The sequence below is a fragment of the Clostridium oryzae genome, assembly GCF_002029235.1.
Classification (GTDB): Bacteria; Bacillota; Clostridia; order Clostridiales; family Clostridiaceae; genus Clostridium_AE; species Clostridium_AE oryzae.
On sequence record NZ_MZGV01000090.1, the window covers coordinates 1 to 14841 of the forward strand.

The 14841-nt window shown below is 31.6% G+C and carries 8 protein-coding genes; 1 reads left to right on the forward strand and 7 read right to left on the reverse strand.

The annotated features are described in order from the left end of the window. Positions 1-277 precede the first annotated feature (277 nt). The 7 genes from CLORY_RS20875 to CLORY_RS20905 all read right to left on the reverse strand — a co-directional run bounded on the left by CLORY_RS20875 (position 278) and on the right by CLORY_RS20905 (position 13570). The gene (locus CLORY_RS20875; protein ID WP_242954478.1) at positions 278-3544 is read right to left on the reverse strand and encodes an SNF2 helicase associated domain-containing protein; all 3267 of its coding nucleotides are present in this window, start codon (positions 3542-3544) and stop codon (positions 278-280) included. Between the two features lie 116 nt (positions 3545-3660). Further along, on the reverse strand, positions 3661-4980 hold the full coding sequence (locus CLORY_RS20880) for an HD-GYP domain-containing protein (RefSeq protein WP_169911705.1): 1320 nt from the start codon (positions 4978-4980) through the stop codon (positions 3661-3663). Between the two features lie 338 nt (positions 4981-5318). Beyond that, entirely contained in the window at positions 5319-6968 is a 1650-nt protein-coding gene (locus CLORY_RS20885; protein WP_079428179.1) for a hypothetical protein, read from the reverse strand. A 147-nt stretch (positions 6969-7115) separates the two neighbouring features. Next, positions 7116-7817, reverse strand: a complete 702-nt coding sequence (locus tag CLORY_RS20890) for a hypothetical protein (protein ID WP_079428181.1) — start codon at positions 7815-7817, stop codon at positions 7116-7118. A 451-nt stretch (positions 7818-8268) separates the two neighbouring features. After that, positions 8269-9603, reverse strand: a complete 1335-nt coding sequence (locus CLORY_RS20895; protein ID WP_079428183.1) for a glycoside hydrolase family 30 protein — start codon at positions 9601-9603, stop codon at positions 8269-8271. 13 nt (positions 9604-9616) lie between these two features. After that, positions 9617-11863 (reverse strand): helix-turn-helix domain-containing protein, encoded by a 2247-nt coding sequence (locus tag CLORY_RS20900; protein WP_079428185.1) that lies wholly within the window; start codon positions 11861-11863, stop codon positions 9617-9619. Positions 11864-12034: 171 nt separating this feature from the next. Next, complete coding sequence (locus CLORY_RS20905) at positions 12035-13570, reverse strand: ABC transporter substrate-binding protein (protein WP_079428187.1); 1536 nt, start codon at positions 13568-13570, stop codon at positions 12035-12037. 173 nt (positions 13571-13743) lie between these two features. On the opposite strand from CLORY_RS20905, the gene CLORY_RS20910 reads away from it, so the two are divergent. Further along, a partial coding sequence (locus tag CLORY_RS20910; protein ID WP_079428189.1) for a DDE-type integrase/transposase/recombinase occupies positions 13744-14841 on the forward strand: 1098 nt, incomplete at its 3' end.

The following is a 14841-nucleotide window of genomic DNA, read 5'->3' on the forward strand; positions in this document are numbered from 1 at the left end:
GTAAATAATATATGAATATTTATACACAAATCAGTTGTTTTTTGTAAATTAAATAATAATGCATACAATATTTCATCTTGTTATCTAAAATGTATAAATTACACTTGAATATTATCAGATGATAACCCATATTCTTTAGAAAAGTACTATATATTATCAATAAACTCAATTTATTCCACCTTTTCAGAGCGGTTTAATATTGATTAATAGGCAAATTATAAATCACTTGACAAACTATGTCAAGTGATTTATAGATAAATGCATATTATTTAATTATTTATGCAAACAACTGTTGAAGATCTTCTTCAGTCATCTTTGATAAGATATTATCTGCGTTCATATTTTCATTGATTACATTATCAATTATTTCCTTCTTCTTATTCTGTAAATTAAATATTTTTTCTTCTATTGTTCCTTTAGCCAGTAACTTTATAACCTCAACCGTCTTATGCTGACCAATTCTATGAGCCCTGTCTGTTGCTTGATCTTCTACGGCTGGATTCCACCAAGGATCAAAATGTATTACCACATCTGCTCCTGTAAGATTAAGTCCTGTACCTCCAGCTTTTAGTGATATCAGAAACACACTTTTATCACCTTCATTAAATTGTTTTACCATGGACATTCTATCTTCGCTTTTTGTAGTTCCATCAAGGTACATATAGTCAATACCGTTCTTTATAAATCGCTTTCCTATATTCTTTAATACAGTTGTAAACTGCGAAAAAAGTAGTACCTTATGACCATTATCAACCATGTCCTCCATTAGATCATCTAATGCGAGCATTTTACCACTTTCCCCTGAAAAATTTTCTACAAATACAGTAGGATCACAGCAAATCTGCCTTAATCTTGTAAGCAAAGCTATTATTTTTATCTTACTTTTATTAAAACCATTAGCTGATATTTCTTCACTTATTTCATTTCTTGCTGATTCTAAGTATGAAATATATAATTTTTTCTGTTTATCAGTCATTTCCACTACCAGCTTATGCTCTATCTTAGGAGGTAATTCCTTCATAACATCCTTTTTAAGCCTTCTAAGTATGAATGGTTTTATCCTCTTGTTTAGTTCAGTAAGGACTTCTTTCTTCTGTTCTTTGACTATGGGAGTTTCATACAACTGTGAAAATTTATTATTGGATAAAAGATATCCTGGCATAACAAAATCAAATATTGACCATAACTCCGTAAGAGAGTTTTCCATAGGCGTCCCAGTTAATGCGAAACATCCATTTGCCTTTATCTGTTTTACTGTTGTGGCATTAAGCGATGCTGGATTTTTAATCTGCTGAGCTTCATCTAATATACAATAATTGAATGTTTTTTCTATATACTGATCGATATCTCGTCTTATTAGTGGATACGATGTAATCACAACATCATAATTATTTACAGCTTCAATGATTTCATTTCTCTTAGCTTTAGGTCCGGTTATAACCTCAGTTCTAAGTTCAGGCGAGAATTTTTCTATTTCGTCTTTCCAATTGTATATTAATGAAGTAGGAGCCACAACTACAGATGGCCCATTACCCTTTTCAGATGAAAGAAATGCTATAGTTTCTAGAGTTTTACCAAGCCCCATCTCATCTGCGAGTATGCCTCCAAACCCATATTCAGCCAATGTCTTAAACCATTTATATCCTATTTTTTGATAGTTTCTCATTGTATTTTCAAGGTGTTTCGGAATTGGAAGTTTAGTAAGTCTTACATTTTTAATATTATCTACGAGCTTTATAAAATTTAAGTTTCTATCTAATTCATCGCCAACAACTTCTTTTAATTTTTCATCTAGATATAATGCATTAAATCTAGACAAAATAATCTTTTCATTTGAAACATCGTTATCTATGTCAAGATAATCTACAACCTCTGATAAATTCTTCATCTGCTTACCTTCAAGCGATATGAAGCCACCTTTACGAAGTCTAAAATATTTCTTTTTTTCTCTCAGTGCATTGAACATATTTGATAGTTCATCTTTTTCAACTCCATCAATATTAAAAGAAAACTCAAGAAGATTTTGGTCATTTAATCTAAGTCCAGTTCTTATGCTTGGTTTATTATATATTCTAATATTCTTAAATGCATCAGAATAATATACCTCACCTAATTGCTGCAATTTTTGAACGCCATCCGTTACAAAACTTAAAATATCCTTTTCCTTTTTCATTGCCAGAATATCCTTACTTCGATTAAAACCGAAACCTTTAAAGACAGTTTCACACTTTTTCTCTTTAGATGTATCTCTAATCAAGATGCTTTTGCTGTCATTATCGCTTTCTTTGGCAAAAGCGTTTATTTCATTAGCTCCATAACAATATTTTACTGATGCTATAATATTATCTTCTTCTTTATCGAGATAAATTTTTATTGTAAGAGGCTCTTCAATAAACTGTTCTCTTATATTTTCATCCAGCACTATATTTTCCGACATTTTTTTTAGTGCCGGAATTAAATATTGGGCAACTTTTCTTGCCTGATCAGAATTGAATAGAACATTTTTATTTTCTCTTTTAGAAATCATATTATATACAGGCATATACATTCTTATTTGTTCCTCTGGAGGAAGAAAAACTTTACCATTATAGTAAAATATTTTATTGTAATCATCTAAAGCTATTGGCATTTCGCTTAATTGCTTAACTTTTATATTTTTTTTATCCATTTCCAGTTTAAAATCTAATGGCATTTTTTCTTCACGAATGCTTACACCATTATGCTCTTTTCCATCAACCACTATATCAATGTTTCTCTGCTTAGCTATTTTAAAAAACCTATATGCCATTCTATCCGTAAGATATATTTTTTTTCCACTAAAAAATGTACCTCCATAAGAATTATAATATCCATGATAATCCATACTATTAAGCCTTTGTTCCTCACCCTCTACTATCTCAAGAAACATATCCATTATTCTATCATCTATATCATTAAACTTATGAATTGAAGGATCATAAGTAAAGTTTTTTCCAAACTCTAGGCTTTCATTTCGAATTAATACCTTCAAAAATGTTCTCATATTCTTAACTACATATGCTTTTTCTAGACCAACCTTAAGTTCAACGTATGCATTTTCATAGTAGGTTTTTTGAAAAAATTTTATATCTACATTAAGTTCTCTTTTGAATTCTTCATCAAAGCCACCGTATTTTTCAAAACTTTCTATAAGTTCATCAAGTTCAAATCCACCCGATATTAAGTCCATTTTATCCTGATATTCTTCAATATATTTAATTAATACCGCAATTATATGCTTACATGGTACTTCCCTACTGTAATCTTCATGGCAGTATGGACATCCACATTGTCCCCTTATCTGTTTCAATGAATAATTCCACTCTATATTAACATTGTAGGAATTAAATCCATTAGATGATATAACACTTGCTTTTATCAATATTCCTACAGGGTTACCTTGTATTTCATCTTCTAATTCACTTATTTTTAGATCCTCAACAAATCCATCATTATAGCATTGTTTAGCACGTCTAAAAGTAAATTCATCTGTGAGTTCCTTTAGATTAGATTCCTTAATTTTCACTGCTACTCCTCCAAAGTTTTATCTAAGATTTCGAAATGTACAAATTGAATTTCCATAAAGAAACCTATACTTACTATTATAAACAAATATTTATTTTAATAAACAGATAGTTTAATTCAGTGTGATGCATTTTTAGTATGAAATGAACTATACATGCTGTAAATTTTATCTCTATTTTCTTCGAAAATATTTATAATTTCTGGATCAAATTGTTTTCCGCTCATTTTCAGTATGAAATCAAAAGATTCTTCAAAAGAAAAAGGTTCCTTATATGAGCGCTTACTTGTTAATGCATCAAATACATCTGCTACTGCAACTATTCTTGCACTAAGTGGTATATCTTGTCCACTTTTTCCATTGGGATAACCCGTACCATCCCATTTCTCATGATGGTCTTCAGCTATTTCTATTCCCATGCTAAACATGCTCTTACCACTTTTTAATATATTTTCCTCGGCTGCACGTAATACTCTTCCACCGAATATTGTATGCTTCTTCATCTCCTCATACTCTTCCTCTGTGAGTTTTCCAGGTTTGAGCAAAATAGAATCTCTCACTCCAACCTTTCCAATATCGTGCATTGGACTAAATTTTTCAATTTGATCAATAAATGCTAGACTTAACTGTGCCTTATATGAACTTTTATTATATAATAGTTTAGCTATTAATTTTGAATATGCTTTCATACGCTCGATATGTTCTCCAGTATCCTCATCTCTCGCCTCAGCAAGCTTAGCCAATGCTAATATGCTGCTATACATAAGATTATCCACAAACATATTCTTATTAAAACTAATAGCTATACTTTTTGCAATAATATTCAAAAACTTCACATGTTCATTATTGTAAACATTTTTATATATGCTCGAAAAAAATATTACACCGATAGCTTTCGAATTAACTATCATGGGAAGTGCAATAGACGATCTTATGCCAGCAGATAATATTGCCTCATTATAAGGTTTGCTCTCTTTGCGTTCAACATATTTTTCTAAATCGTTAATAATCCTAGGAGTCCCTCTTTTAATTACATTTCCTAAACTAGTAGAGCTTATCTTATATCTCTTTTGTGTACCATTACCATTATTTAGCGTCTCTAAGATGCTCTTGTCGCCAATTGCATATTCTCCTTCAAGGGTTTCTCCGCCATCTTTAACTAATGCTACTCCAATATAAGAATACGGAACGTACTTGTTAAATTTTAAAAATATGTACTCTAATTCATCCTGAATAGATATATCCTTATTTAAACTTCCTATCAAATATATAATATCATCCAGTGTATGTGGAAATTCATGCATACGTTCCAATATATTGTTAATATTTTGCTTACTGATTTTCTTGTCTGATGATATACCATCCATAAATCCTTTATCATACAGCCCATTTACTACATCATTAAATGGTAATACTAAATATGTTTTTAACTTTTTCATATATAAAATACCAATAATAATAAATATAAGAATTAATGCAAAAGACAATATTGTATTATAATTAAAATATAAACATATTCCTATACATATTAACAATATTGATTGCAATATAATTATTTTATACATATCTAACAATATTTTGTTTGTTAAGTTATTAAGTTTCTTCAAATGTCGTCTCACCTCTGCAAAAATCCGTATATAATTTTATTTTACAATAAAAAATATAAACGTTCCATACATAAATTATGAATTATGAGTGCTGATTACCACTTTATTTATTAATTAAAAAAGGTCCTCTGGAAATATCCAGAAGACCTTTTTATACATACAAAGTTTTATTATTTTGATTTGTTAAGCTGTTTAGTAAGATAATCTCTGTTAGCCTTACCTTTAACTTTTGAAATTGCCTTCTTAGCTGCACTTATATTAGCCTTAGTATTATGCTTTTTAACGCTATTTATAGCTTTTTGAGCTGATACCACTGACTTAGTATAGACCTTTGTTTTAACTTTTTTCAAATCTTTAGATAACTTAGTTTTATCAGCTTTTGTAAGTTTATTAATAGCTGCAGTTGCCTTCTCGTAATCAGCTATTGCTAGAGATTTCTTAGCTTTTTTAACAAGCTTGGAAGCATCTGTTTTGTTAACAGAATATAAAGCTGCATTTAACTTATTCAAGAGCTTAGTTTTTTCTGTACTGTTTGGAAGGGCTTTAACAGTTAATATTGCTGAATTAATAACGCCCTTATTCTTACTCTTAATTGCACGATTTGCTATTGTCTTAGCTGCTTCTAATCTTTGTTGTTCCTGAGTGTATTTATTATATTCTGTTAGTGAATATGAATTGCTCTTAGTCAATGCAGGTAACGTAACAGCAACAGAGGACTGATTTATATTGGTCAGCTCATTGCTGAAATTTAAATCTACTGTATATTGTCCTGTATATGAAGGTATTGTAGCATCATCAACTGCACCGCTTTCAGCCTTTAAATCACTAGTCAGCTTCTTCATGTCAAGAACAATTTCCACAGTACCATTTGTTTTAGTCAAATACCCCTCGTTATTTACATAGAAATTGATATCTATACCTTTAGGTCCAAGTAATGCTATTTTATCAATAGCTGTACCTAATTTTCCATCAGAATTTGATAAATACTTTAATGCATTATCGATATCAGCGTTAGCTTCATCAATTTCTTTTTTAGTTTCCTTACTGCTTAGTCCTTCAAGTGCCACATAATCCTTAACTATACCCTTAAGGAGATCCGCAGTTTCAGTATCCTTACCAAGTTTTGTTGCACTATATAGCAATATGCTTTTCAGCTGAGTATTATCAATCTTTAATTCGTAATTCTTTAATCCATCTTGCTCGCCCTTATATGTTATTGCAGTAACCCCAGGGTTATAGTTTTGGATATAATCCTGAACAAATTTTATTAATTTCTTTCTTGTATTTTCAGTAAACTGCTGTATTGGTGCATTTTCCTTTTCATTTACTTCAGACGCTAACTTGGCAATATCATTTGTATCCACTGTCATATAAGTTTTCTTTGCAAATTTTTCAGGCATATCAGCAGAATATTTAATCATATCTGACAGTTTATATATACTTTTCTCATATGCTTTCCCGTTTGTTACAGAATTGTCCATCCAAACTGTTGCCAGCGACCCATTGCTAAGATCTGATTTAAGACTAACATCTGTTTTTGATTGCAGAGAGCTATCCTTTTTTACAAAATCAGAATTAATAGAAATGCTTGAACCATTTATAGTTTCTATAAATTCCTTTGCATCCTTCTTTTCTGCCGCCGTCTGATTTACAGCATTTATGTTTGCAGAAAGTGTTGTTGCTGATTGAGCTGACGTAATAGTACCATTCTTCTTAAGCGCTAATAATAAAGTACTTTCATCATTAGAACAGCCTGAAAACAAAGAAGCGGATACAATTACACCTGTAATGATAGCTGCTAGGCTTTTAAATTTTTTCATTCTAATTCCTCCCATATTTTTTCCAATACCATTTATATTTATAGCGTGTACTGCTTTCAATAGATACCCTGTACACGCTATACACGCTATACACGCTAATTATAGACACGACCTATCCTTATTGTCAACAAATACTTTATGCCCTTTTCACCTAGTTTTATCTATTATTTTACTACTGCTGAACGCTGTGTTCATTTCCACATAAAAGTGAGGTTTTCCATCAACATAGCTTCTAGTTTTATAAAAATCTTGTCCAAATGATATATTGTCATTATTGGGAAGCCTAGCGTCAGAAAACATTGATTTTACCTTTATAACCATTGGAATATTTTCATCAATCTTTATTCTACTGTCCGAAAAAGCAACATTAATTTTCAAGCTTCTATTGCTTTCAGGCTGTGGTAACGCGGATAAATCAATCCTTCCATTAGAAAATGCAACGTTAAATGCTGCTTCATTACCTGTAGCAACGATTTTTCTGTCAGAAAACAATATATCTCTTCTACTTGATGAATACATAGGCGTATTATAATTTTCACTGTTATAATTGACGTTTTCGTTTCCCTTTTCAGGTTTAGTGTACCTTTCACCATAGTTATCCTGATAACTGCCATTACCAAAAGTATTAAAATTATCGGAGTGTTCCATCTTCCTTCGTCTTCTCCCGCTTATAATAGCTATTAACACTGCTACGCCACCAAGGTTTATTAGTCTATTAACCCACGTATGAATAAAATATTGAAGACCATAGACGTGCATATGAAACATACCTGGACCAAATATATTAATAATAAACTTAAGAATTATTAGTCCAACAATTATCCTCCATAATGATATTCCTCTTCTCATAAATATATTCCTCCTACCCCTGATTTGATTGCTCTTTAAACAGATAGTACATTGATAATTAATAACCAAGCTTAACTTATAGATAGAAGCATAAGATGCTTACATCTATATAGCTATATAAGTTATCTATAATATTATACATTTTTATTTTTATTTTTCATAGTTAGTAAAGTCACAATAAAGAAATTATTAGCATTAAATTTAGTGAAATGATAAAAGTTATAAGTATCATAGAAGAATCTAAAAAAGCTGCGTATAATCTCCGGCGGTCACAAAATGCCGCCTACGATTACACGCAGCTTATGCCATCTTCATGTATTTGCATAACGTTATTCGCAGCAATGACTCTATTCACATGCTTTTCTTCCGTAATTTGCAAAGTTCTGAATATATTATTGCTTCCTACCTATCACTTCGTGAATATAGAGTATCAATTAAATATATCTGATAATTAAATTATAAATGTGGTTATTCCATGAGCTGGAATGGCGTATTGAGCACTTTCTTCCTCATATTTAAGATTGAAACTTTCCTCATTGTCAGTCTCATTAAGTACAATGACTACAATACTCTCATCTTTATTTACAAATGCTGCATTCTCCAAAGCTGATTTGCCTTGTTGAAGCACCTCAATTCTCTTAGCACCCGGTTTTATATATTTACTGAATTGCCCAATATAGTAGTAGGAACTATTATAGATAACTTCATCTTTCTTAGTATCTGCGATTATTGGGGCATCGCACAAATTCCCAACATGATTGGGTCCGCCTGTCTCATCCAAAATCAAATTCCAATCAAGCCATCCTTCCTGCCAATTGTTGAAATCTCCTATCATATTTCTTCCATACCTTTCCCCAGTTTCCCAGGAGTTCAAGTGTACTCCACCTTCTTGGCAGCCTTCGCTGAACAATATATGCTTATCAGGAAAAAGCTCATGAACTTTAGTCAAATTACAAAACTCTTCGGATACATACCAATGATTGGAAATCCCGTATACATACTTAGTAGCCTCTGCATCCTCTAATACGCCTTTGGCTCTGTTAACAATAATATCCCTATTATGATCCCAGATGTATATTTTTATATCTGATAATCCTTCTTTCTCCATAGTTGGCCCTAGATGTTTCCTTAGAAAGTCTCTTTCCTCCTCAGCACTATATATGCATGAATCCCATGTTTGGACGGCTGCTGGTTCATTCTGAACTGTGATAGCTCTTATATCAAGTCCTTCATTTCTAGCAGCTTTTATATATTTAGTATAATATTTAGCCCATAGAGGGGCACACTCCGGAAGGAGTTTACCTCCATGATTCATATCACCATTGGTTTTCATCCATGCAGGCGGACTCCATGGCGAGGCTAAAAGTTTTATTGAAGAGCCTTTAGCTTTTTCTGCTTCTTTAATAAATGGAATAGTCCATTTTTTCTCATGTTCTATCGTAAATGTCCTTAGTTCCCTATCATTATCCTCTACATAGGTATAATTACCCAAAGCAAAATCACAACTGTGAATATGCACGCGTCCTATTGAATATGCTAACCCCTTTTCTGAGTCAAAGTACTTTTCAATAATCTCGTTTCTTTTCTGCTCACTCATTCTATAGAATGTGTATGCAGAAGACTCAGTAAATGCTCCCCCAAAACCTATTATCTGCTGGAAAGTCTTTGAAGGATTTATCTCTAGTATATTTCCATCTGCCTTATGTGAATTAAGTTTCAAACTCTCTTTCTCTGTAAGTCTATCTGTTGTATCTTTAGCCGTTTGAATTACCTTTACATTTTTCATTAATTTCACCTCTTTATATTTTTAAATCCAGCTTGAGTTCATTATTGCCTCTGCGCTTTTCCCTATATAAGCTTGGAGTTATTCCAACACTTTTTTTGAAGGCTCTATGAAAATATGTTATATTAGCAAAACCACACTTTTCAGATATATCTCCTACATTATATGCAGTTTTTTCCAACATTTCCTTTGCTACATCTATACGCTTCTGGTTGATATATTCTATAATAGTTTTACCAGTATATTGCTTAAAGATTTTGGTTATATAAGATGAAGTAAATCCTATCATGTCAGAAACAGCTTCTACAGATAAATTTATATCGTCATATTTTTTATCTATAATGTTTCTTATCTGATTAGCCATGTCTTCATATTTTGAAGAATTTGTTTTTCTGCAGCTTTGCGAAATACCATCAAAAATCGTAGACACTATATCATTTACTGTATCGATATTAGACATATTTGATATTTCTCCTGCGAATGCCTGTAGTTTTTCTATCCAACTCTCATTTTTACTTATTTTTATGCCTTTTATATTCTCAGATATCTCCCAGAACAATAGTGTTAAATTAATTTGATATACATTGTAGCTGCATTTAGAAAGTTCATCTACTATATTCATATATATTTGCTTTGCTTTTTCACCTTTACCGCTGGTTAATGCAACAATTATATCCTTTACCTTTTGATCTGAGTATGAATATTTATTTTTCGACCGCTCTACGCTTGAAGCATTAGAAATAAGAGCCCCAAATCCATAAAAAAACTTATTTTTGGATGATTCCTTCAGTTCTTCATAAGCTTTATTCAGTTTTCTATATTCTGTGATTTCCCCACTCAATGTTGCTGACACTGATACTTGAAAATAATTATTTATCAGTTTTTGAATATTTCTAATCTCTTTTGTTATTCTTTCGCTAATAGCCTCAAAGCCATTTTCTCTATTTAATATGAAAAGAACATCTTTTTCCGATATATCGATAGTCTCAACTGCACATTGCTCTTGTATTATTTCCTTAGCTATATTATATATAGCAAACTTAATTAGACTTATATCCGTTTCAGCTCCATTAAACTCATCATTTTTCTCTATCTGTATAAGTACTAATATGTATGGTTGAGATGAAGAAAAATTAATATTATATTCTTCCATACCTTTATTGATTAAATTTTCTTGAAGTTCGTTGCTGTGAAAAATAAAATTAGTTAAAAATTTCTTTCTATGTTCATCTAATATATCTGTTTTTTCTCTTTCGTATAGAGAAAGCTGATTTAAAAGGTTTTCAAAAGGATTATAGAATTTGCGTGACAGAAATACAGCTGCTGCCATTCCCATAAGCAGTATAACACCGCATATTATTAAAACATTCATAAGTACACCAGATATACTTTTATTTACTACTTTATAAGGAATAACAGATACAAAACTCCATCCTATGGATTTCATTTTATTGTAGGTTATAAGACATTTATTATTATTCACATCACTTACAAAATATCCAGAATTCTTTGAACTGTTAATAACATTCTTTACATACTCCTTATTAGAAACCTTAAACATTTTATTATCATGTGAATCTATTATAATTTTCCCCTTGTTATCTACTACAATGTTTTCAATGCTTCCTACCTGTTCCATTTGTTGAGTTATTCCTTTTAACCAGTCGTTTTTCAGGTTTATGATAACAATACTTTTTGAACTTATGGGTACCTTTTCATATAAAATAAAACTGGTTCCTTCACTCTGCTTCCTCGTCTTAAGATTACTAATCATTCTTGGAATAGGCTTTAAAATACGATATTGGCTATAATTTTTAACTATAGGCAATATACTTTTATCTTTAATAACCTTTTCAGATTGAATAAAATTTGTTGCTGAATCATCACTTATATAAAATTTTCCTGAGTTATATATGTATATAGAATCGATTACATTAACTGCCATTCTGTAATTGTCTATTTGCTGTAAAACAGGCAAATATTGAGTTGCATCCGGTTCCCGATAGCTGCTTAGCAATTTGACATAATAATCATATTTCATTTGTACACTTGTGCTATGCATTATATTGATAATAGCTTGTACATCGTTAATGCTCTTTTTTATATCCTGGACATATATCTCATATAACTGACGTGTCATGTTCTTTTTCAAGTTATAAAATAGTATGACAGATATTAAAAGAATAGTAGCTTCAATGACAGAAACAAGTGTTATAAGCATTCGCATATATATTTTATTTCTGCCTCTAAGCCTATTAAACATACTATAATCCCCCCCGGAATAAAACTCAGCAAACTCTAAGAAATGTATTGTTACTCAATATTATATATTACTAATTTTCAAAAGCACAGGACAATAAATTCCATAAATATATACATTTCCATGTAGAGACAGATTTATGCAGGTTTATAAGTTAACCTGCATAATTGTTAATTATTTAATTCCTTTTTCCTTAAGATATTCATCAACTTGTTTTTCTACTTCTGTCCTATACTTTTCCAAACCAGCTGCTTTCGCCTGATTTAACAATGAAGCATATGCAGCATCTGCATCTTTCACTAAACCTGCATTCAATGGCTTTCCATATTGATTAGTTACCTGTGTAATTGCAGCATATTCGTTTTGTACAGGATCTGTATCAAGGGTAAAAGCATCTAATATATCTGGAGTAGCTAACTTCTTGTCTTCATCGTTACGCTGTTTCCACTCTGACCAGTCTGAAACGTTTGCTCTATCTAATTTTGCATTTCTGAATGCCCAACCTGAAGGTGCAGAATGCTTTGTAGTGTTAATCTTGCTGTAATCTAACTTACCATCTTGAGTTAGATTGTAAGTCAATCCCTTAATACCGTACTGAATTATATCATAATATCTTCTATCTGTCTGTAATTTCTGTATTAGCGCCAGAGCCCTTTCTGGATTATTAGATACCTTAGGTATTACTGTAAGATTTTGTGTAACTGCTGCTGAATGAACCTTATTCATTAATCTATTGTATTCAAAAACTCCTACTTTCCAATCCGGATTAGATTTTGCTAATTTTTCTACAGTTCCTTTTGCTTTCGCAAGAGTTGAATTAAAAGAAGCTGCTGCTTTCCCGTTTTCAAATGATACTATTCCATCTTCATTGCTTGAAAGAGCACTCTTCGACCAAAAACCTTTATCTGCCCAATTCTTCATTTTCTCAACAAATGCTTTGTATTCAGGTAATTCTATAGTTGCTAATACTTTTTTAGGGTTTTTAGGGTCAATTACAAGGTTTGAAGTTGCTTCATCACCTTTATCCACAATCTCATATTTTGTAGTAAACATAAACAGATTATTGTATGCACAAGAACCTGAATCATTAGTTAGCATAATATCATGATTATTTTTCTTTATACCATCAAAGTATGCTTCAATGGAATCTACAGAATTAATTTTAGGGAGATTATATTTTTCCCGAAGATCTTCCCTATATACGAAGGCACCTTGTGTAAACTCTGGATTCTGATTAGGAACTGCATAGAGCTTATCATTAACCTTCGTCCCCTCCCATCTTTCTTTAGGGATTTCTTTGCTTAACTCAGGAGCATATTTAGATATCATATCTGTCAAATCTGTAAATGCTCCCTTTTTCGCATATGTAGCATAGGTTAGCCAGTTAGCACCGTAAACAAGATCCATATTTTCACCTGAGGTAAGCATTAAGTTGTACTTTGTGGAAAAATCTGTCCAAGTTGAATATGTTATTTTCACTGTAGCATTTAAATCCTTTTTGGTTAATTTGTTAAGTGCACTTACTATTTTTGCATTATCTTTAGGTTCATCTCCCATAAGGTACATATTTAGTTGTACTCTTTTACTAGTATCTAGTGCTGATTTTGCACTTTTACTAGAAACATCATTTTTTTTGGAACATCCTGCTGCTAGCGTTGTCACCATAGTTAAAATAGATAAGCAAGTAACAACCTTTTTTAATTTTTTCATAAAAAATCCCTCCTAATTAATTTGTTAGTGTAAAGTTTTTACACTACTCTTTTAAAATTTTCTTTATATATCAAGGGTTGCAGAGTTTTTTTGAATAAAAAAACAATGACCCCCTTTTTTCTGTTATAATTGAATCTCTAACAAACAAAAATAACAAGAAAGGTTGTCATTGTATGAATTCAATTATAACTTATTTACTTTTATATAATCAATATCTTTTAAAAACTATTTTTCAACTTGTTTTATTTATTGCTAAACATATTCCTCTTAAGCAGTGGGCTTTTGAGGATTCTAATGGCCCAGAGTACCAAAAGTTCAAGGTTGACAAGCTACCCAAGATTCTTCGTTTTGAGAAGGTAGATTATCAACTCCTTTTGGCTTACTATAAGCACAAATACAATAAGCTTGTTAAGCCTGTTAACCGTCGTAATGGTAAATCTATTTCTGAGAGTATCATTTGTCCTAAGTGCGGTGCTCCTCATGAGTACATTTATGATAATAATGGTTCTAAAGGACAATACCAGTGCAAAGTTTGTGGACAGACCTTCCACGAGTCTAATCATGTTACTAAACCTGTGGTATTCGTTTGCCCTTATTGTGGTCATACTCTTGACCCTAAAAAGGATCGTAAACATTTTCGCGTTCATAAATGTGTTAATCCTAAGTGCTCTTATTACCTCAAAAATCTTTCTAAGCTTCCAAAGGATTTATCACCTGCTGACAAGCATAAATACAAGCTTCACTACATCTACCGTGAATTTACTGTGGATTTTTTTAAGATGGACTTAAATTCTCTTCCAGCTAGACAGACTGCTCATGCCCTTGAAGAAGTTCATGGTATTAAGATCTCTCATACCATGGTTGCTCACTATGCTACTACCGCAGCTACTGTCATTAAACCATTTGTAGATAACTTTAACTATAAACCTTCTAACATCCTTTCTGCTGATGAAACATACATTAAGGTTAAAGGTATTAAGCATTACCTTTGCTTTATCATGGACACCTGCAAAAAGTCTATCCTTGGCTATCAGGTCTCTGATAACCGTGCTGTTGGACCTTGTATTCTTGCTATGCGTATGGCTTTTCAGAAGTTCAAACAATTCCCTGGGAAAGCTTTAAAATTCATTGCAGACGGCTATAATGCCTATCCTCTTGCTGCTCAACAATTTAAACTTGAAAAAGGTTGGGATTTCGATATCACTCAAGTTATTGGACTTACTAACGATGATGCTGTTACCTCTGAGTTTCGTTGGGTTAAGCAAGTTATC